This is a genomic window from Anaerotruncus sp. (assembly GCF_057433415.1).
Map to the genome: position 1 here is coordinate 37,882 of NZ_DBMDHH010000015.1, position 20,670 is coordinate 58,551.

Below are 20,670 nucleotides of genomic sequence, written 5' to 3' on the forward strand. Positions count from 1 at the left end.
CGGCGCCCCGCCGGAACCAAAAATTTCACGGCGCTTTTCAAAAGCGCCAAAAAGGAAAGCCGCCCCTCGCGGGCGGCTTTTTTTCTCAGCTTTCGGAACTAGGCGGGGAGGTTCACCTTGACGAGGCAGCCCTTGACGGTGCCGTCCGCGGCGGTATACTCCATGGCGCAGACCATGGTATCGGGGTTGTAGCCGATGAGGTCGCTGAAGACGGTTTTGAGCACGAGCTCGCCCTTGCGGTTGACCAGGCAGATTTTGCCGTCCTTCTGGACGAAGGCGACGTTTTTGCCGCTGATGAAGGGGGAGGCGTTTTCAAACTGCGCGTCGATGACGAACTGCCCGCGGTCGTTGGCAAAGCCCCACTTGCCCGAGGGGGTCAGGACGAGGTTGAGCTTTTCCCCGTCCGCGCCCGGCTGGACGTAGTGGTCGGTCGGGATGATGACGCGGCCCCGGCCGTCGACGATGCCGCTGTTAAAGGGGCCGTCGCCGCTTTCGAGGATATAGTAGCCCTTGTCGAGCGAGCGGGAGGTCGAGAGGGTGCCGTCGTACCGCGCGGGGACGATCTCGTTGCCCTCCTTGTCCATGATGCCGAACTTGCCGTTGCGCTCGAAGCAGGCGTAGCCGTAATCCCCGAAGCCCATGATGTAGTCATAGGAGGGCTTGACGGCGGGCTCGCCGCTGTCGATGTCGGTGATGACGCCCCAGCGGTTGTCCTTGCAGACGCTCGCGCTGCTTTTATAGAGGGTGATGTCGTCCCATTCGGGCTTGACGACCACCTTGCCGCGGTCGTTGATGATGCCGCGCTTGCCGTTCTGGGTGACCACCGCGTAGGAGCCGGTGAAATAGCCGATCTCGTCGTAGACCGGGTCGGTCAGGAATTTGCCGTCGCTGTCCGCGAGGCCCCACGCGCCCTCGTAATCAAAGGCGATCAGGTCGCGGCCCCCCTCGTTGGTGCGGGGGCTGGAGACGACCTCCATCCCGTCGCAGGCGAAGTTGGCGATGGGGGAGTACTGCTGGTTATAAAAGCGCAGCATCCCGTCCTTATAGAGCACGAACCGTTTTTTGAGCGCCGTGAAGTCGTCCCCGCGCTCCATCGAAAAGCGGGTGACGCCCGTGCGGTCGATCATCTCGACGGCGTCGCCCTTCTGCACCCTGTAGAGGCCGCTCCCGTCGCTGCCGCTGGCGCACCACACGTCGTCGTATTCAAACGGCACGAGCACGGAGCCGTCGGCCGCGTCGATCGCGCCCGCCTTGCCGTCCTTTTTGAGCGGCACCATGCCGTCGATCGAGTTCCAGCCCTCGATGCCGAGCTCGTATTCCACGTTGGTCAGCAGCCTGCCGTTCCGGTTGGCGACGGCGTATTTGCCGCCCTGCCCCAGCGGGAAGAAGTCGGCGGTCTGGAACTGCCGGTAGCCGCCCCGGTTGAGCGGGTAGTAGAGGTCGTACTGCGCGGGGGTGAGCAGGTCGACCGAATAGCCGGCGTTAGAGGAGGCCGGTTCGGCGGGCAGCTCGATCGCGCCGACCGTCGTCTGCGGGGGCTCGTCCGGCTCGGGCGCGTCGACGTAGGAGGCGTCCGCCTGCGGGGCGGGGTCCTCCCGGGGGTCCTCGTCCGCCGGGCCTGACGCCGGGGCGGACTCCTCCGCGGCGGAGGAAGCGCTCCCGCCGTTCTGCGCCTCGACGGGCGCGGCGGGCTGGCAGCCGGAGAGGGCCAGCAGCAGCGCCAGCAGCAATGCGGTCTTTTTCATATGACAGTCCCCTTTCTAGGGCGAATTCGCCGTCCGTGCGGGTTTCACAGGAACAGTGCGCAATTCCGGGCGTTTTCCTGCCCGCTCCCGCGATTTCCCAATTTCATTATAGCACCGCGCGTCCACAAAACATGGCGGAATTATGAACGAAGCCGCAAAAGATTCTTACGGCATTCTTACGGAAACGGGCGTCATTCGTCCTTGTTCCAGCCCGCCCCGCCGATGCCGATGTCGTTGCCGAGCACCCCGGCGGGGCCGATGGCGTCCTGCCCGAACTTCTCGCGGATGCCGTCCATCGCGGCCTCGAGCCGCTCCCGCTTCTCCCGGCTCTCGTCGTCGGGCGGCGCGAAGAGGGAGAGCTGCTCCCCCGCGCCGCCGGCGTCGGTGAGGTTCGCGCCGGTGATCGTGATCATGCGGATGGGCGCGCGCAGGTCCCACGCGTCGCGGATGATCGAAAGCGCCGCCTCGGCGATCTCCTTGCCCAGATGGGTGGGCGCGGGCAGCGCGCGCTGGCGGGAGATCGATTTGAAGCCGGGGTCGCGGATGAGCACCTGCACCGTCCGGCATTTGACCCCGTGCCGCCGCATCCGGGCGGACACCGAATCGCTGAGGGTCAGGACCGCGAGGCGGATGTCCTCCAGCCCCACGAGGTTGCGGCGGTAGGTCATGCCGTTGCCGACCGATTTGATTTCCCGCGCGTCGTCCGCCGCGCGCACGGGGCTCATATCGAGCCCGTTGGCGTAGTCGTGGATCATCTCGCCCATCTTGCCCAGCCGCTTCGCGACGAGCGCGCGGTCGCAGGCGGCCAGCTGGCCGATCGTGCGCACCTGGAGCTGCGCGAGCGTCTCCTGCGCGGCCTTCCCCACGTAGAGCAGCGCGCCCACCGGCAGCGGCCAGACGATCCGGCGGAAGTTTTCGCGGGAGATGACGGTGGTGGCGTCGGGCTTTTTGTAGTCGCTGCCGAGCTTGGCGAACGCCTTGTTGAAGCTGACCCCCACCGACACGGTGAGCCCCAGCTCCTCCCGCACGGTCCGGCGGATCTCGTCGGCGATCTCCGGCCCCGTCCCGAAGAGGTTCTGGCTGCCCGTCACGTCGAGCCAAGACTCGTCGATGCCGAACGGCTCGACCTGGTCGGTGTAGCGCTGGTAGATCTCGTTGACCAGCCGGGAGTATTTGACGTACTCCCCCCGGTGGGGCGGCACGAGGGTGAGGCCGGGGCATTTGCGCTTTGCCTGCCAGATCGTCTCGGCGGTGGCCACGCCGAATTTTTTGGCCCGCTCGTTTTTGGCGAGGATGATGCCGTGACGGCTTTCCGGGTCGCCGCACACCGCCATCGGCACCCTTCCCAGCTCGGGACGCAGGAGCGTCTCCACCGAGGCGTAAAAGGCGTTGCAGTCGCAGTGCAGGATCACGCGGTCCATGAAATCCCCTCCCGGCGCTTGTTCGTTCAAAATGGTGGAAATCTTCGCGGTTTTGCGGTAAACTGATACGGACGGCACGGCGACCGCGCCGTTGAAATGAGGAAACGATCGTGAAAAAATACGGATTCCCGGCGCTGCTGTGGCTTCTGTTCGAGGCCGTCGCGGTGACCCTCTGGCTCACGCTCGGCAGCCGGTTCTACCTGTTCAATTTTACCTACATCGGCGCCTGCCTCGCGCTCGGCGTGTTTTTCTACGGCCGGCATGTCAAATACGCCCGCCGCCTGGTTCAGTTCGCCGTCGGCCTCTACATGCTGCTCTACCTCGGCGTCCTGCGCGGGGAAAACATGCAGATCGAAGGATTCTGGTACTACCTTTTTTCCGGCGTGTTCGAGGCGGCGACCATCCACTACGCGGTTGCGAAAATCTTCGGGCCGCTCCTCTTCGGGCGGGGCTGGTGCGGGTACGCCTGCTGGACGGCGATGGTCCTGGACCTTTTGCCCTTCCGGGTTCCCCGGGGGCCCCGGAAAAAGCTCGGCTTTGTCCGGTACATCGTGTTCGCCGCCTCCCTCGTCTTTGTGGGCGGCCTCTTCCTGCTGGGCGCCGCCGGCAGGGACAAGATCCTGTTTTGGAGCTTTCTCGCCGGGAATCTCCTCTACTACGCGGCTGGCGTCGCGCTGGCGTTCGGCTTCCGGGACAACCGGGCGTTCTGCAAATATCTCTGTCCGGTTACGGTTTTTTTGAAGCCGGCAAGTTATTTTTCCCTCCTGCGCGTCAAGAATGATACCAGCAGGTGCGTGTCCTGCGGCCGGTGCAGGAAGGTCTGCCCGATGGACGTGGATATGGTGGACAACTCCCGCGGGCGGAAAAACGGCACCGAGTGCATCCTCTGCTTCCAATGCGTGGAGGAGTGCCCCCAAAAGGCGCTGCACATCTGACCCGGCCGCGCGCCGCCCGCGCCTATTATAGCACACTTTCGCGGAATTTTTAATTCTACCGTTTTGGTGGAGGACGTTGACAAACCCGCCCGCCCGCAATATACTGTTAGCTATGGTATTCGGGCCTGTTTTCAAACGGGGCCCTGTAAAGGAGTTCTGATTGCATGAGCGAATGTACACACAACTGTGAGTCGTGCGGCGAAAACTGCGCCGAGAGGCAGATGAAGCCGGAGGATTTCCTCGAGAAGCCCCACGAGCTGAGCAGCGTCCGCAAGGTGGTGGGCGTGGTCAGCGGCAAGGGCGGCGTGGGAAAATCCCTGGTCACCTCGATGCTGGCGGTGCTGCTCAACCGGCGCGGCCACCACACCGGCATCATGGACGCCGACGTGACCGGCCCGTCGATCCCCAAGGCGTTCGGCCTGCATGAAAAGGCGTCGGGCATGGGCGAGGCGATCCTGCCGGTGCGCACCAAGACGGGCGTCGACGTGATCTCGATCAACCTGCTGCTCGAGAACGAGAGCGACCCGGTCGTGTGGCGCGGCCCGGTGATCGCGGGGGTGGTCAAGCAGTTCTGGACCGACGTGATCTGGAACGACGTCGACTTCCTCTTCGTCGACATGCCGCCCGGAACGGGGGACGTGCCGCTGACCGTCTTCCAGTCGATCCCGCTCGACGGGATCGTCGTGGTGGCCTCCCCGCAGGAGCTGGTCGAGATGGTCGTCGAGAAGGCGGTCAAGATGGCCCGGCTCATGAACATCCCCATTCTGGGCATCGTGGAGAACATGAGCTATGTCGAGTGCCCCGACTGCGGCAGGCGGATCAACATCTTCGGCGAAAGCCACGTCGACGAAATCGCGGCCCGCTACGGGCTGCCCGTGCTCGCCAAGCTGCCGCTCGACCCCGCGCTGGCGTCCGTCTGCGACAAGGGCGTCGTGGAGCTGTTCGAGGGCGACTGGATGGATTCCGCCGCCGACGCGGTGGAGGCGCTGGGGAAACCCTCCTGAAAGCGTTCCCCCCAGTGAACTTTCGATTCCGGCGTGGCGCCGCCCGTGAGGGCAAATAAAAAGTTTCGCCGCCACTTGCCCTGCGGGCAAATGGTGTCCCCATTCGGGCCGTCGCTTCGCGACACCTTTTTAAAGGCGGCGGGTGAGAAAATGCCCGGCGTTCCGGAAGGAACGCCGGGCATTTTCGAGGGCGGAGCCCTTGACCCGGGCCCGCAGGCCCCGCTTTGGGAACCTTTTCCTTGCTTCTTTCTTTTGCGATAGAAAAGAAAGAAGGCCCCTCCCGCAAATTTTTCGTCCGTCTCGTATGAAACGGATCGCGCATGGGAATTCTATGGATAGAATTTTGGCAAAGGAGATTTGACCATGCAGCAGAAAATTTTAAAGGGTTCCAAAACCGAGGCAAACCTGCTGGCGGCCTTCGCGGGCGAAAGCCAGGCGCGCAACAAATACACCTTCTTCGGGGCGAAGGCGAAGGAGGACGGTTTCCAGCAGATCGGGGACCTCTTCCTCGAGACGGCGAACAACGAGAAGGAGCACGCGGAGATCTGGTTCAAGATCCTGCATAACGGCATGCAGCCGACGACCGACAATCTACAGGCGGCGGCAGACGGCGAGCAGTACGAGTACGAGACGATGTACCCGACCTTTGCGAAGGAGGCGCGCGAGGAGGGCTTCGACCGGATCGCGACGCTGTTCGAGCTGGTGGCGAAGATCGAGCAGGAGCACATGCAGCGGTTCCAGCACCTCAAGGGCAACGTGGACGGCAACACCGTCTTCCAGAAACCGCAGAGCGTCACCTGGATCTGCCTCAACTGCGGGCACATCTACGAGGGCACCACGCCCCCGCCCAAATGCCCCGTCTGCGAAAAGCCGCAGGCGTGGTTCCAGGTCAAGGCGGAAAACTACTGAGCACTCAAAAAAGGGGAACGGCCCGCGGGCCGTTCCCCTTTTTTATCTATCTGAAACTGCGCGCGAGGCGCAGGCGGACGTTGGTCTGTCCCGCCCGCCGGGCCGGTATTCCGGCCGCCCGGCGGGCTGACAGTATTGTATGAGGAGAAGAAAGAAAAGATCAGGATCGGTATTGGGAAAATACAGCTGGGTCTCGTCCCGATGGCATCCCGCCTTTCGTTTTGGAGTGGCTTCAGTATACCGGGCAGATGTGAAACCCGTTTGAAGATTTTTTGACATTTATCGGGGGATTGTCTGTCCAAATTGTTTCGTAACAATGAAGCCTGTCGGGTTCGCCAAACGGTAAGCCGGTTTTTTGGCGGTTTGCACATAATTTTACGCAGTTTTTACACGGCGCGGCTTGTGTTTTTACATGGGGAAGGTATTCTTATCGCGTACCTCAGGAACGGAACAACCAGTAAAGAAAGGTGAAAACAATGAAAAAGATTTTTGCGATAGCGCTTGCTTCCCTGATGATGCTCTCCGCGCTGGCAGGCTGCTCCTCCGCCCCCGCCGCCCCGGACGCGGCGGCTCCCGCCTCCGGGACCCCGGCCTCCGAGGCCGCGCCGTCCGAGGCGCCCGCCTCCGACTTTGACGCCTCCAACCCGATCTCGGTCATCTCCCGCGAGCCCGGCTCCGGCACGCGCGGCGCCTTCATCGAGCTCTTCGGCATCGAGGAGAAGGGTGAGGACGGCACCAAGGTCGACTGCACCACCGAGGAGGCCACGATCGCCAACCAGACCAACGTGGTCATGACGACCGTCGCCGGCGATCCCTACGCGATCGGCTACATCTCGCTGGGCTCCCTCAACGACACCGTCAAGGCTGTGAAGATCGACGGCGCCGAAGCGACCGCCGCGAACGTCGCCTCCGGCGTCTACAAGGTCGCGCGCCCCTTCAACGTCGCGGTCAGGGGGGAGGCGTCCGGCATCGCGAAGGACTTCCTGGATTTCATCATGAGCGCCGAGGGCCAGCAGATCATTGAGGACAACGGCTACATCAGGGCCGCCGCCGACGCGGCCGCCTATGCGGGCGGCAAGCCCGAGGGCAAGATCGTCGTGGCCGGCTCCTCCTCCGTCTCCCCGGTCATGGAGAAGCTCAAGGAGGCCTACACCGCGTTAAATCCCGCCGCCGTGATCGAGATCCAGACGAGCGATTCCACCTCCGGCATGACCGCCGCGATGGACGGCACCTGCGACATCGGCATGGCCTCCCGCGAGCTCAAGGACGAGGAGGCCGCGGCCCTCTCCGCGACCGTCATCGCCAACGACGGCATCGCGGTCGTGGTCGCCCCCGGCAACCCGGTCGGGGACCTCACCAGCGCGCAGGTAAAGGAGATCTTCACCGGCGCGGCGACCGCGTGGAGCGCGGTGGCCGGCTGAGCCGGTTCCCGCTTCCGATAGAACGCTTTCTTCCTTTTCATTTCTTTCCTCCGGAAAAGGGCGGATGAGCATCCGCCCCTTTCCCATGCCGGGGACCGGGCGGGTTTCCCGCCCGGCCGCCCTCCGCCAGACCGCCCCGCGCGGGCAGCAAAGGAGACTTCGCCGATGTCCGGTAAAATCAAGGAAAAAGGGATGGAAATCCTCTTTTTGGCCTGCGCGCTCGCGTCGATCGCGGCGGTGGCCGTGATCTGCCTCTTCCTCTTCATGGGCGGCATCCCGGCGATCGGGGAGATCGGCGCGGGGGAATTCCTGCTCGGGCGCAAGTGGGCCCCCCAGGACGTGCCCGCCTCCTTCGGCATCTTCCCAATGATCCTCGGAAGCGTCTATGTGACGGGCGGCGCGATCCTCCTCGGCGTGCCGGTCGGCATCCTGGCCGCCGTCTTCCTCGCGCGGTTCTGCCCCCGCCCCGCCTACCGGGTGCTGGGGCCCGCCGTCCAGCTGATGGCGGGCATCCCCTCGATCGTCTACGGCTTTTTCGGGATGGTGGTCATCGTCCCCTTCATCCGGGAGCATTTCCGGAGGCTCGGCGCGGTGAACGGCAGCAGCATCCTGGCCGCCTCGATCCTGCTGGGGATCATGATCCTGCCGACGGTCATCGGCGTGTCCGAATCGGCGCTGCGCGCCGTGCCGCAGAGCTACTACGAGGGCGCGCTTGCCCTGGGCGCGACCCATGAGCGCGCCGTCTTTTTCGCGGTGCTGCCCGCCGCCAAAAGCGGCATTCTCGCGGGGGTGGTGCTCGGCGTCGGCCGCGCCATCGGCGAGACGATGGCGGTCATCATGGTCGCCGGCAACCAGCCGCGGATGCCGGCGGGCCTCTTCAAGGGGGTGCGCACGCTGACGGCGAACATCGTCATGGAGATGGGCTACGCCTCGGGGCTCCACCGGGAGGCGCTTATCGCCACCGGCGTCGTGCTCTTCGTCTTTATCCTGCTCATCAATCTCTGCTTTTCGCTGCTCAAAAGGAGGATGGACTGATGCGCGACATCCACGGCCTCCCCGCCGTCAACCGCGTGAGCCTCCGCCAGCGGGCCCGGTCCTACCTGCGCCGGCCCCTCTCGCTGCTGCTCTTCCTGCTGGTCGGGCTCGCGGCGCTGCTGACGGCCGCGACGCTGCTCTTCATCATCGGGTACATCCTCGTCAGGGGGGCGCCCCACATCACCCCCTCCCTCTTTGAGCTGACCTACAATTCGGTCAACGTCTCCCTCTTCCCGGCGGTCGTCACGACGGTGATGATGACCCTTCTCTCGCTGCTCATCGCCGCGCCGCTGGGCATCTTCACGGCGATCTACCTCGTCGAATACGCCCGCCGCGGCAACCGGCTCGTCGGGCTGGTGCGGATCACCTCCGAAACGCTCAGCGGCATCCCCTCGATCGTCTACGGGCTCTTCGGGATGCTCTTCTTCGTCACCGCGCTGCACTGGGGCTTTTCGCTCCTTTCGGGCGCGTGCACGCTGGCGATCATGATCCTCCCGCTCATCATGCGCACCACCGAGGAGGCCCTCAAATCGGTGCCCGACTCCTTCCGCGAGGCGAGCTTCGGTCTGGGCGCGGGCAGGCTGCGCACCGTCTTCAAGGTGGTGCTGCCCTCGGCGGTGCCGGGGATTCTGGCGGGGGTGATCCTCGCCATCGGCAGAATCGTCGGCGAGACGGCGGCGCTCATCTATACGGCGGGCACCGTCGCGCAGATCCCGGGCGGGAAGGACGCGCTCTTCCTGTCGGGGCGGACGCTCGCCATCCACATGTACGTGCTCTCGAGCGAGGGGCTCCACACCAACGAGGCATACGCGACGGCTGTCGTGCTGCTGGTCACGGTGCTGCTCATCAACACCCTCTCGGCGGTGGTCGCCAGGCGGCTTACGAAAGGCTAGGGAACAGGATGAAGGACAAATTTCAAATCGAGGGCCTCGACCTCTTTTACGGCGACTTCCAGGCGCTCAAAAACGTGGAGCTTTCGCTCGGGGAACGGGCGATCACCGCGTTCATCGGCCCGTCGGGCTGCGGCAAGTCGACCCTGCTCAAATCCCTCAACCGGATGAACGACCTCGTGGAGGACTGCCGCATCACCGGGCGGGTGCTGCTCGACGGGGAAGACGTCTACGGGGACATGGACGTGAACCTGCTGCGCAGGCGGGTGGGGATGGTTTTCCAGAAGCCCAACCCCTTTCCGATGAGCGTCTACGACAACATCGCCTACGGGCCGCGCACCCACGGCGTCCGTTCCCGCGCGCGGCTCGACGGGATCGTGGAGAAATCCCTGCGGGACGCGGCGATCTGGGAGGAAGTGAAGGATCGGCTCAAAAAGCCGGCGCTCGGGCTGTCGGGCGGGCAGCAGCAGCGGCTGTGCATCGCCCGCGCGCTGGCGGTCGAGCCGGAGGTGCTCTTGATGGACGAACCCACCAGCGCCCTCGACCCGATTTCCACTTCCAAGATCGAGGACCTTGTGTTAGAATTGAAAAAGAATTACACGATCATCATCGTCACCCACAACATGCAGCAGGCCACCCGCATTTCGGACGAGACGGCGTTTTTTCTGCTGGGCGAGGTGGTTGAGTTCGGCGCGACCGAAGACCTCTTCTCGATGCCGAAGGACAAGCGCACCGAGGACTATATCACGGGGAGGTTCGGATAGATGAGGAACCGGTTTGACCAGGAGCTTTCCGCGCTCAACAACGAGCTGATCGAGATGGGCGCGCTCATCGAGCGGGCAATCGACGACGCCTCCCGCGCGCTGCTCGAAAAGGACCCCGCGCTCGCCCGGCAGGCGATCGGGCAGGGCGCGCGGGTGGACGAGAAGGAAAAGCAGATCGAGCGCCGCTGCCTGCGGCTGCTGCTCCAGCAGCAGCCGGTCGCGGCCGACCTGCGGATGATCTCCACCGCGCTCAAGATGATCACCGACATGGAGCGGATCGGCGACCAGGCGGAGGACATCTCCGAGATCGCGCTCCGCCTGATCGACGACGGCTGCGCCGGCTCGCTCGAGCACATCCCGCAGATGGCGTGGGCGACCGTCCGCATGGTCACGGGGGCGGTCGACGCGTTCGTGGCGCGCGACCTCGACCGGGCGCGGGCGGTCATCGCCTGCGACGACATCGTCGACGACCTCTTCAACCAGGTGCGGGACGATATCGTCCGCCTCATCCGGGAGGACGGCGCGGACGGGGAAGAGGCGATCGACCTTGTGATGGTCGCCAAATACTTCGAGCGGATCGGCGACCACGCGACCAACATCGCCGAGTGGGTGGTCTTTTCGATCACCGGCGAACACGGCAACGAGCGGGTCATCTGACCCGGAAACGGAGGGGACTTGAATGGCCGCGAGGGTCTATCTGGTGGAGGACGACGAGAGCATCCGCGAGCTGGTGCTCTACGCGCTGGTGAGCAGCGGCTATGAGGCGCGCGGCTTCGAACGCGCCGACGCGTTCTGGGAGGCGTGCGACGCGTTTGCGCCTTCCCTCGTGCTGCTCGACATCATGCTGCCGGGGGACGACGGGCTGGCCATCCTGCGCCGCATGAAGGAATCGGTGCGCACGGCGGACATCCCCGTCATCATGCTGACCGCGCGCGCCACCGAATACGACAAGGTGAAGGGCCTCGACGCGGGCGCCGACGACTACGTCACCAAGCCCTTCGGGGTCATGGAGCTGCTCTCCCGCGTGCGCGCGGTGCTGCGCCGGGCGGGTCCCGGCGAGGAGCCCGCGCCGCTCCTTTACGGGGAGGTCTCCCTCGACCCGGGCAGGCGCGCCGTCACGGCCGCCGGGGAGCCGGTCGCCCTCACCTACAAGGAGTTCGAGCTGCTCGCCTTCCTGCTCAAAAACCAGGGCCTCGTGCTCACCCGCGAAAAGATTATGGAACGGGTGTGGGGCTTCGACTACGAGGGGGAGAGCCGCACCGTCGACATGCACATCAAATCGCTCCGCCACAAGCTGGGCGCCTGCGGGGAGATCATCCGCACGGTGCGGGGCGTGGGCTACAAGATCGGGGAATAGGCGCGCGGCGCCAAAAGGAGACCAAGATGAAACGGAACGTATATTGGAGCCTGTGCGCCGCGGCGATCGGCATGGCGCTGCTCACGGCGGCGCTGACCCTCTGGTCGGCCCACGGACTGCTCGTGCGGCAGGTGCAGCAGGAGCTGCGCGACGAACACAAGCTGATCGCCCGGTCGGTCGCCTACACGGGAGAGGAGAGGCTGGACTACCTCTCCAGCCTGGACATCCGGTTCGATAGCTTCCGCGTCACCCTCATCACCCCGGAGGGCGGGGTGCTCTTCGACTCGGACAACGACCGCGCGGGCATGGAGAACCATCTCGACCGCCCCGAGGTGCGGGAGGCGCTCAGCGTGGGCAGCGGCGAGGACATCCGCCGCTCCGAGACGATGGGGCTCGACACCTGCTACTACGCGGCCGCCCTGCCCGACGGCAGCGTCCTGCGCGTCTCCAAGCAGACCCGCAGCATCGGCGCGGTCTTCGCGGGGGTGATCCCGCTCATGGCGGGCATCGTGCTCGTCACCCTGCTGCTGAGCATGCTGCTGGCCTCCCGCCTGACCCGGCGGCTGGTGCGGCCGGTGGAGGCGCTGGCGGAGGACCTCGAAAACACCGACAGCCTGCGCGGCTATGAGGAGCTCGAGCCCTTCTACCGGAAGCTGCGCGAAAAGAACCGCCTGATCGGCGAGCAGATGGAGCGGCTGCGCGCCGAGCGCGACACGATCAAAACGATCACCTCCAACATGAAGGAGGGGCTGCTCCTGCTCGGCCGGGAGAAGGAGGTCCTCTCGGTCAACGCGGCGGCCCTCTCCCTGCTGGGAAGCCCGGCGGGGGAATACGAGGGGAAAAACGTCCTCGTCGTCACCCGCGACGCCGAGCTGGGCGCGTGCATCGAGCGCGCGGCCGGCGGTGAAGGCGCCGACGTGGTTCTCGAACGGGACGGGCGCGCCTGCCACGCCTTCGCCAGCCCCGTGCGGGAGGACGGCGGGCAGGTCGCGGGCACGATCGTCCTGCTGCTCGACGTCACCGAGCAGCAGCGGGCGGAGCAGGTGCGCCGCGAGTTCACCGCCAACGTCTCCCACGAGCTCAAAACCCCGCTCACCTCAATCTCCGGCTTTGCCGAGATGCTCCAGAACGGCATGGCCTCCGGGGAGGAGGACGTCAAGCGGTTCGCCGGGCGGATCTACAGCGAGGCCCGCAGGCTGATCGCGCTGACCGACGACATCATCCGCCTCTCCCGCATCGAGCAGTCGGGCGCCGTCGAGGACGAGCCGGTCGAGCTGCGCGCCCTCTGCGAGGGGGCGGCCGAGGCGCTGCGCTTCCCCGCGGAGCAGAAGCAGGTGGCGATCGCCGTCTCGGGCGATCTCGTCACGGTGCGGGGCAGCCGGCAGATGCTCGACGAGCTCGTCTGCAACCTCGCGGACAACGCCGTCAAATATAACCGCCCGGGCGGCCGCGTCGACCTGAGCGTCCGCCGCGAGGGGGACTGGGCCGCCGTCACGGTGGCGGACACCGGCATCGGCATCCCGCGCGAGCACCAGGCGCGCATCTTCGAGCGGTTTTACCGCGTGGACAAGTCCCGCTCCAAGCAGACGGGCGGCACCGGGCTGGGCCTTTCGATCGTCAAGCACATCGTCGAGCGCCACGGCGGCTCGATCTCGCTCGAATCCGCGCCCGGCGCCGGCACCTCCGTCACCGTGCGCCTGCCTTTCTCAGGGGGCTTTGAAAAGCCCCCTGAAACCCGAAACCTTTGATTCGGGCAGTGCTCCCGGCGCGCCCGCGAAACGCCGCCCGTGGAATAGTTTCCAAACTCAAAGGTTTTGCCAGCTTTTTCAAAAGCCGCGGGGCGGGGCCCCGCGCCGCACCCGCAGGCGCGGAATCCCCATCCTTCAGGCGTGTTTTTCGGTTCCTTTTTACAGGAGAAAAAGGAACATCGGAAAGGGGGCCGCTTCCCGGCTGGGAAGCGGCCCCCTTGGCGTCCTCTTTTTCACCCCAGCATCCCGAGGAAGCGGCTGGGCTTGGATGGGTAGTTGTTCATCCCGCAGCGCGACCAGGTGAGGAAGAGCTTTTTCCGCGCGCGGGTGATCGAGACGTAGAAGACCCGCTTCTCCTCCTCCAGCTCGCCCGACCTGGCCGCCTGGAAGGTGGGGAAGACCCCCTCCTGCAAGACGGGCAGGAAGACGTAATCGAACTCGCACCCCTTGGACTGGTGGGCGGTGATGACCGCGACCTTGTTGGCGGAGCGGCTCATGCGGTCGAGCTCGCTCGACGAGAGGGCGGAGAGCTCGAGCAGGGCGGAGAGCTGCCGCGCAGGCGGCTGGGCGGGATCGCAGAAGTCGTCCGCGAAGTCGAGGAAGAGCTGCAAATTCGCGCGCTTTTCGGGCGCGCCGTCATAGAGCTCCCACACCCCGAACCGGTCGAGCAGCATCCGCGCGGCGGCGGGCCCGCCGAGCCCCTCCGCCTCCCGGCGGGCGGTCTCCACGAGGGAGGCCGCGCCCGCGAGGCGGGGCAGGTATTTCGCGTAGAAGGCGCGCCGCGCCTCCTGCCCCGGCAGGAGGTATCCCTTTACAAGCGCGCGGAGCACGTCGGCGGTGGCGAGGATGTCGTCCATCGCGTTGTGGGTGGGGTCGTTTGCCGCGCCGAGCGCCGCCGCCACGGTCAGGAGCTTGTGGTTTTCGAGGTTTTTGAGGTAGCGGCGGGAGAGGTCGAGGGTGTCGTACCAGACGTTGCCGAACTCTCCCGGCGCGCCGCTGCGCGCGAGGTTCCGGCGGGTGATCGCAACGTCGAAGGCGACGTTGTGCCCGACGATCACACACCCCTCGCAGAACCGGAGGAAATCCCCCAGCGCCTTCGCGGGGTCCTCCCCGCGCTCCGCGAGGAAGCCGTCGGTAAAGCCGTGGACCTTTTCGGAGTCCCCGACCGGCCCCGACGGCCGCAAAAACCGCTCGAACCGCTCGGAGACATTCCCGGCGGGGTCGAGGCGCACGGCGGCCATCTGCACGATCTCGTCGGAATAGACGTCGGTGCCGGTGGATTCCACGTCGTAGACGACGACGCGGCCATCCGCGAGCGCGTCGAGCAGCGGGGAAAAGAAGTCGCCGGTATTTCTGGTGCGCGGGTCGAAAAAGTCGGCGAGCGCGGCCCCTCCGCCCTCGCGGTAGTTGGCGGCGACCGCGCCCACCGTCGCGGGGCCGACCCCCTTGACCAGCCGCTTGAGCACGCGGGCAAGCGCCTCCCCGTCCCGGGGATTCGCGGCGACGGAGACGCAGGCGAGCGCGTCCTTCACCTCGGCGCGCTTGAGCAGCCGCAGCTCGTCCGCGAGCATGAACCGCACGGGCGGCAGGCTGTCGTCGAGGCGGCTGGCGCGCAGGATGCCGCACACGTCGGCACAGACCTTGTTGGTGCGGGTGATGATCGCGGCGCGGGAAAAGTCGGTGAGCCCGAGGGAGGCGATCTGCCCGTAGATCCAGTGGATTTCGTCGGCCGGGGTGTCGAAGGAGCGGACGACCACGTCGCCGCCGAATTCCACATGCCCCCCGCCGCCCGGCCCCCGCCCGAAGGCGTTCGCGAGAAAGGCGTTCCCGGCGGCGAGCAGGCCGGGGCTGCTGCGGTAGTTGACGGTGAATTCAATCACGCGCGGATGGAATTCCTCGGTAAAGCGCGCGATAAGCGCGCCGGGGTCGGAGCCGCGCCACTGGTAGATCGTCTGGTTGAAGTCGCCGCAGAGGAGCACCCGGGCGTTCCCGCAGAGCTTGGAGAGAAGCCCGTATTCCGCGAGGCTCACGTCCTGCACCTCGTCGACGTGGACAAAGCGGAACCGCTCCCGCCAGAGGGCGGAGGCGCGCGGGTCGGCGAGCAGCGCAAAGGCGCGGATGAGCAGGTCGGAAAAGTCGAGCAGGCCGTTCGACAGGAGCTTCAGGTTGTAGAGGCGCACGACCGACGCGCCGTATTTGACGAGGAAGCGGTGGAATTTGGGGTCGAACCGGCGGTCGGGGCCGACGCACACCCGCTCGACCTCCTCCCGCCGGTGGACAAACGCCCACGCCGCGGCGGCGGAGCAGTCCTCCTGCGGGCGGGCGAGCCAGCAGTCCTTGACCAGCCCGGTGAAATCCTGCAAAACCCGCAGCGCCTGGTCGCCCGGCTCGCGCCCCACCACCTCGAAGACGACCTCCCGGAGGATCTCCCGCGCGTCGTCGGCGTCGCAGACGGAAAAGTCCGGCCCCACGTCGGTGAAAACGCCGGGGGTCTCCCGCAGCAGCCACGCGCAGAAGGCGTGGACCGTCTTGACCGTCACGCCGCGCGCCGCCTCCCCCGCCATCCGCTCCACCCGCTCGGTCATCTCGCGGCAGGCGCGGTTGGTGAAGGTGAGGCAGAGGATCTCCTCCGGTTTTGCCAGCCCACCGGAGAGCAGGTTCGCCACCCGGCAGGCAAGCGTGTTCGTCTTGCCGGTGCCCGCGCCCGCGAGCACCAGCAGGTTGTCCGTAAAGGTTTCGGCGGCGATCCGCTGCTCGTCGTTGAGCGTGAACGCCGGCGCTGTGACCGCTGGCATCATAGGCCCCCCTCCGAAAGAAATGCGAGCCCGCCGCGAGCGCGTCGCGGCGGGCCCCTGTTCTTTTTTTTCTTGAAAAAAAGAACCAAAAAATCGCTTTTCAGGATCAAGTGTCTTGCGCCCTGCGGGGCGCGCGTCAGGGCCCCGCCCCGGCACCCCGCCGCCTTTTGAAAAAGGTGTCGCGAAGCGACGGCCCGAATGGGGACACCATTTGCCCGCAGGGCAAGTGGCGGCGAAAATTTTTGTCTGGTGAGTTCATTGTCTCATGGGACGCGCGCGCGGAGTGGAAAGCGCCACGCCTGCATCAAAAGTTTTGAGGGGTCCGGGGGAACTTTTTCAAAAGTTCCCCTAGTCTCTAAACGTAACCGACCCCGTTTCCGGGTCCATCGCGTCGACGATGGCGAGCGATTCCACCCGCACGCCCCGTCCCCGGATGAGCTCGCCGCCCTCCTGGAAGCCCTTTTCGATCACGATGCCCGCGCCCACAAGCGTCGCGCCCGAATCCTCGACGAGCTGGCAAAGCCCGTTGAGCGCGCTGCCCTTGGCGAGGAAGTCGTCGATGAGCAGGACGCGGTCCTCGGGGGAGAGGAACTTTTTGGAGACGATGATGTCGTAGACCCGCCCGTGGGTGAAGGACTCCACACGGGTGGTGTAGACCTCGCCGTCGATGTTTTTCGACTGGCTCTTCTTGGCGAAGACCACCGGCACGCCGAACTGTTCGGCGGTCAGGCAGGCGATGCCGATTCCGGACGCCTCGATGGTCAGAATCTTGGTGACGCTGCAGCCGGCAAAGCGGCGCTTGAACTCCTTGCCGATCTCGGCAAAAAGGGCCACGTCCATCTGGTGGTTGAGGAAGTTGTCCACCTTGAGGACGTTGCCGGCCTTGACGTGGCCGTCTTTGAGGATGCGCTGTTTCAGCAGTTCCATAGCGGGTTCCCTCCTAAATTCGACACGGTTCGTTGTCAACAGTTTAGCGCATCCCGCCGATTTGTTCAATGGGGAAAGCCAAATTTATGGCTTTCCTTTTTTCTTGCCCGCGAGGCGGAGGACGAGGTAGGGCTCCGCGTCGAGCGCGTCGCACAACGCGAAAAACTCGTTCATGTGATACTGGCCCATGAGCAGCCCGTGTTCCAGCCGCCAAATGTTGGATTCCGAGACGCCGCTCTTGAACGCGAGGTCCCAAATGCTCATCCCCCGCGCTTCCCGCAACCCCCGCATGAGAAACCCAACGCACTTAAAATCCGGCTTCTGGTATTTCACGCCTGTCACCTCCAAATACTATTTTGATTCATAGAGAATCAAAAGTCAATGATTCGATATGAATCACATAAGATTTTTTTGAGGTGATAGTGTGTACTTCAGAAGAATCAAGGACTTAAGAGAAGACGGCGATATCGGACAAAAGGAAATAGCGGCTTTTTTGGAAATCCCTCGAAGTACGTACTCAGGGTATGAAAATGGGCACAGAAGAATTCCAGCGGAGATTTTGGTGAAGCTCGCGGAGTTCTACAACGTGAGCGTCGACTATCTGCTGGAAGTGAGCGACAAGAAGGAGCGGGAATAGGCCGCAAAAATTTTCCTTGCCATTTACCCTGTTAAAGTGTAAAATATGGGATATCCCTTTTCGCACGACTTTTGAAAGAAGGAGGAGCATCATGAACGACCAGATCAAGCAGATTGCCCAACGCATCCGCGAGCTGCGCGAGATCCTCGACGTAGACGCGGCCGACCTTGCAAAGCAGGTGAACGTATCGGTAGCGGAGTACAACCGGTACGAGAACGCCGAATCCGACATTCCGATAGGAGTGATCTACGCGGTAGCGGCGGCGCTGAACGTCGACCCTACGGTGCTCCTGACCGGGGACGCCCCCCGCATGAGCGACTACACCATCGTCCGCCAGGGGCGGGGCGTGTCGGTGGAGCGGTACAAGGGCTACAAATTCAGTTCTCTCGCCTTCAACTATATCGGCCGCCAGTTCGACCCGATGGTGGTCGATCTGGAGCCGATGGAAAATCCCCCCGAGCTCGTCGTGCACGGCGGGCAGGAGTTCAACTACGTCTTAAAAGGCACCGTACAGCTGGTAATCGGTTCCCGGGAATTTCTTCTCGAGGCCGGCGACAGCGCGTTCTTCAACCCGATGACGCCGCACGGACAGCGCGCCGTGGGCGGCCCGGTAAAATTCCTGACCATCATCAACGAATGAACGCGGACCAGAGAATTTAAGAAAGCGGTGCAAAAAAACATGATCGAAAAATTTTTACCCCGTACCGGGTTTGACTCGTACGAGGATTTCAAGGCGAACTACCGTCTCAACGTGCCCGGGGATTTCAACTTTGCCTATGATGTGATCGACGAGTGGGCCAAAGACCCCGAAAAGCCCGCGCTCGTCTGGGTGAACGACGGCCGCGACGAGCGGCGCTACACCTTCAAGGACCTTTCGGAGTATTCCTGCCGCATGGCGAATTTCTTTACCCATTACGGCGTGAAAAAGGGCGATTTCGTCCTGCTCGTGCTCAAACAGCGGGTGGAGGCGTGGGTGTGCATGCTGGCGCTCCACCGCATCGGCGCGGTGGTCATCCCGGCCACCTTCCAGCTCATGCCGCACGACATCGAATACCGCTGCAACAAGGCGGGCGTCAAGATGATCTGCACGGTGGACGACGACGAGCTGCTCCGCAACATCGCGCAGGTGCGTCCCGCCTGCAAAACCCTCGAACAGGTGGCGGTGGTCGGGGCGCATGTCCCGGCGGGCTGCATCGACCTGCGCGCCGAGGCGGCGGCGTATCCCTCCGTTTTTCCGCGCCCCACGGGGGAGGCGGCCACCGACGTCCACGACCTCATGCTCGGGTATTTCACCTCCGGCACCACCGGGATGCCCAAGCTCATCGTCCACAACTACGCCTATCCGCTCGGGCACATCACCACCGCCAACTACTGGCACCAGGTGGAGGAGGGCGGACTGCATTTCGTGTCGGCCGATTCGGGCTGGGCGAAATTCGGCTGGGGCAAGATTTACGGTCAGTGGATCTGCGGCGCGGTGATTGTGGCATACGACACCGAGGGCAAGTTTGACCCCAGGCATATGCTTGAGACGGTCGAGCACCTGCGGCCGACGACCTTCTGCGCGCCGCCTACCGTCTACCGTTTCCTCATCAAGGAGGACCTCTCGAAATACGATCTCTCCTCCCTCAAAAAATGCACGATCGCGGGCGAGCCGCTCAATCCCGAGGTCTTCAACCGCTGGAAGGAGGCGACCGGGCTGGAGCTCACCGAGGGCTTCGGCCAGTCGGAGACGACGGTTATCATCGCGAACTTCCCGTGGTTTCCGATCAAGCCCGGCTCGACCGGCAAGTTTTCGCCCCTCTACGACCTCGACATCGTCGACGAGGACGGCAACTCCTGCGAGGACGGCATCGTCGGCACGATCGTCGTCAAAAACCTCGACAAATTCCGCCCGGCGGGCCTGCTCGTCGAATACCGCGACGACCCCGCCGCCAACGAGGACGCCTTCTTTGACAACATGTATTCCACCGGCGACACCGCCTGGCGGGACAGCGACGGCTATATCTGGTTTGTCGGCCGCAACGACGACGTGATCAAGTGCTCGGGCTACCGCATCGGTCCCTTCGAGGTCGAATCGGCGCTCATGACCCATCCGTCGGTGCTCGAGTGCGCCGTCACCGCCGCGCCCGACCCCGTGCGCGGGCAGGTCGTCAAGGCCACCATTGTGCTCGCAAAGGGCTACGAACCCTCCGACGCGCTCAAAAAGGAGCTCCAGAACCACGTCAAAAAGGAGACCGCCCCCTATAAATATCCGCGCATCGTCGAGTTCGTGAGCGAGCTGCCCAAAACCACCTCCGGCAAGATCAAGCGCAAGCAGATTCGGCTGGAGGACTCTCAGAAATAATTTTTTCGCCGCGCCCGGCAGGGTGCGGCGATTCTTTTTTTGCCGCTCAGGGAGCGGCAGAGCTTGTCGGTAGTCGGCCGACGGCGGTTTTAGATTGTCCGCTCATCGAGCGGAGGAGGTTGTCGGTAGTCGACCGACAGCGGGCTTAGATTTGCCGCTCGGGGAGCGGCGGAGTTGCCGGGTCCCGCCCCGGCGGGCGGCCCCATTTCTTGTACGGACAAGAAATGGGGGAAAGAAGCCGCAGGGGGCTGCGCCCCCTTGACCCCCGCGCCGCCTCCGGTTGGCCTGCGGCCAAAGTCGGCGGCGCCCCGTCCACGGATGAGTGAACGAGCTTACAGCATCCCGCCTGGCGCCGCGCCGCGGGCGCAATGCCTCTGCCGGCAAGCCTCCGGAACCGTACCGGAAATGCGCCCGGGGAGGCACGGCCGCTTTTGCATGGCGCGCAGCGCCCACGGGGAGGCGGAAAACTGCGCGGCTTCGCCGCGCACGCGCGCAGGGCGCGCGAACGCCCGGAACGGGCGTTGTTTTCCGCCGTGCGTCCCCGGCGAGCCATCCGGCTTCGGTCGTTGGGAGCGTCCGCAACTTGAATTGAGCCTTCAGCTTGTGTACCCGTGGGGAGCGGCGGCAGCTCGCGGGCTATGGCAAGGTACTCCCGGAGATTCCTAAGAACCCGGCGGAGGGTTCTTAGGCGGACTTTTGGTTCCTTTTCGTCCGTCCGAAAAGGAACCCGTGGTGCGC

At 64.5% G+C, this 20,670-nt stretch carries 18 protein-coding genes; 13 read left to right on the forward strand and 5 right to left on the reverse strand.

Annotation, left to right across the window (positions count from 1 at the left end):
* Window positions 1-98: 98 nt before the first annotated feature.
* A complete protein-coding gene (locus tag ACZO3G_RS06170) occupies window positions 99-1,745 on the reverse strand; it encodes a WG repeat-containing protein (protein WP_276872349.1) in 1,647 nt (548 codons plus the stop codon).
* Between the two features lie 191 nt (window positions 1,746-1,936).
* Window positions 1,937-3,166: a DNA polymerase IV gene (dinB, locus tag ACZO3G_RS06175; protein WP_276872359.1), complete on the reverse strand. Its 1,230-nt coding sequence runs from the start codon at window positions 3,164-3,166 to the stop codon at window positions 1,937-1,939.
* A 110-nt stretch (window positions 3,167-3,276) separates the two neighbouring features.
* On the opposite strand from dinB, the gene ACZO3G_RS06180 reads away from it, so the two are divergent.
* From ACZO3G_RS06180 to ACZO3G_RS06225, 10 genes are all read left to right on the forward strand, one after another.
* Window positions 3,277-4,101, forward strand: coding sequence for a 4Fe-4S binding protein (locus ACZO3G_RS06180; protein WP_276872361.1), 825 nt, complete (start codon window positions 3,277-3,279; stop codon window positions 4,099-4,101).
* Window positions 4,102-4,265: 164 nt separating this feature from the next.
* A complete protein-coding gene (locus ACZO3G_RS06185) occupies window positions 4,266-5,105 on the forward strand; it encodes an Mrp/NBP35 family ATP-binding protein (protein ID WP_101552775.1) in 840 nt (279 codons plus the stop codon).
* Window positions 5,106-5,468: 363 nt separating this feature from the next.
* Entirely contained in the window at window positions 5,469-6,014 is a 546-nt protein-coding gene (gene rbr, locus ACZO3G_RS06190; protein ID WP_101552773.1) for a rubrerythrin, read from the forward strand.
* Window positions 6,015-6,490: 476 nt separating this feature from the next.
* Entirely contained in the window at window positions 6,491-7,435 is a 945-nt protein-coding gene (locus ACZO3G_RS06195; RefSeq protein ID WP_276872362.1) for a substrate-binding domain-containing protein, read from the forward strand.
* Between the two features lie 165 nt (window positions 7,436-7,600).
* The gene (gene pstC, locus ACZO3G_RS06200) at window positions 7,601-8,470 is read left to right on the forward strand and encodes a phosphate ABC transporter permease subunit PstC (RefSeq protein ID WP_101552771.1); all 870 of its coding nucleotides are present in this window, start codon (window positions 7,601-7,603) and stop codon (window positions 8,468-8,470) included.
* Window positions 8,470-9,363, forward strand: coding sequence for a phosphate ABC transporter permease PstA (gene pstA / locus ACZO3G_RS06205; RefSeq protein ID WP_101552769.1), 894 nt, complete (start codon window positions 8,470-8,472; stop codon window positions 9,361-9,363). The genes pstC and pstA overlap by 1 nt, the downstream gene beginning before the upstream one ends.
* 8 nt (window positions 9,364-9,371) lie before the next feature.
* On the forward strand, window positions 9,372-10,124 hold the full coding sequence (gene pstB, locus ACZO3G_RS06210) for a phosphate ABC transporter ATP-binding protein PstB (protein ID WP_276872363.1): 753 nt from the start codon (window positions 9,372-9,374) through the stop codon (window positions 10,122-10,124).
* Window positions 10,125-10,781, forward strand: a complete 657-nt coding sequence (gene phoU / locus ACZO3G_RS06215; protein WP_101552765.1) for a phosphate signaling complex protein PhoU — start codon at window positions 10,125-10,127, stop codon at window positions 10,779-10,781.
* Between the two features lie 22 nt (window positions 10,782-10,803).
* Entirely contained in the window at window positions 10,804-11,481 is a 678-nt protein-coding gene (locus ACZO3G_RS06220; protein WP_101552763.1) for a winged helix-turn-helix domain-containing protein, read from the forward strand.
* Window positions 11,482-11,507: 26 nt separating this feature from the next.
* On the forward strand, window positions 11,508-13,229 hold the full coding sequence (locus tag ACZO3G_RS06225; RefSeq protein WP_276872365.1) for an ATP-binding protein: 1,722 nt from the start codon (window positions 11,508-11,510) through the stop codon (window positions 13,227-13,229).
* A gap of 233 nt (window positions 13,230-13,462) precedes the next feature.
* Here the strand turns inward: ACZO3G_RS06225 and ACZO3G_RS06230 are convergent, their stop codons facing one another.
* From ACZO3G_RS06230 to ACZO3G_RS06240, 3 genes are all read right to left on the reverse strand, one after another.
* Window positions 13,463-16,024, reverse strand: coding sequence for an ATP-dependent helicase (locus tag ACZO3G_RS06230; RefSeq protein ID WP_276872367.1), 2,562 nt, complete (start codon window positions 16,022-16,024; stop codon window positions 13,463-13,465).
* A gap of 348 nt (window positions 16,025-16,372) precedes the next feature.
* Window positions 16,373-16,951: a xanthine phosphoribosyltransferase gene (locus ACZO3G_RS06235; protein WP_276872369.1), complete on the reverse strand. Its 579-nt coding sequence runs from the start codon at window positions 16,949-16,951 to the stop codon at window positions 16,373-16,375.
* An 84-nt stretch (window positions 16,952-17,035) separates the two neighbouring features.
* Window positions 17,036-17,242: a helix-turn-helix domain-containing protein gene (locus ACZO3G_RS06240; RefSeq protein WP_256152594.1), complete on the reverse strand. Its 207-nt coding sequence runs from the start codon at window positions 17,240-17,242 to the stop codon at window positions 17,036-17,038.
* A 133-nt stretch (window positions 17,243-17,375) separates the two neighbouring features.
* Here ACZO3G_RS06240 and ACZO3G_RS06245 point away from each other — a divergent pair, with 133 nt between their 5' ends.
* From ACZO3G_RS06245 to ACZO3G_RS06255, 3 genes are all read left to right on the forward strand, one after another.
* Complete coding sequence (locus ACZO3G_RS06245; RefSeq protein ID WP_256152580.1) at window positions 17,376-17,588, forward strand: helix-turn-helix domain-containing protein; 213 nt, start codon at window positions 17,376-17,378, stop codon at window positions 17,586-17,588.
* A gap of 91 nt (window positions 17,589-17,679) precedes the next feature.
* Complete coding sequence (locus ACZO3G_RS06250) at window positions 17,680-18,228, forward strand: helix-turn-helix domain-containing protein (RefSeq protein ID WP_276872372.1); 549 nt, start codon at window positions 17,680-17,682, stop codon at window positions 18,226-18,228.
* Window positions 18,229-18,267: 39 nt separating this feature from the next.
* The gene (locus ACZO3G_RS06255; RefSeq protein ID WP_276872373.1) at window positions 18,268-19,932 is read left to right on the forward strand and encodes an AMP-binding protein; all 1,665 of its coding nucleotides are present in this window, start codon (window positions 18,268-18,270) and stop codon (window positions 19,930-19,932) included.
* Window positions 19,933-20,670: the final 738 nt, after the last annotated feature.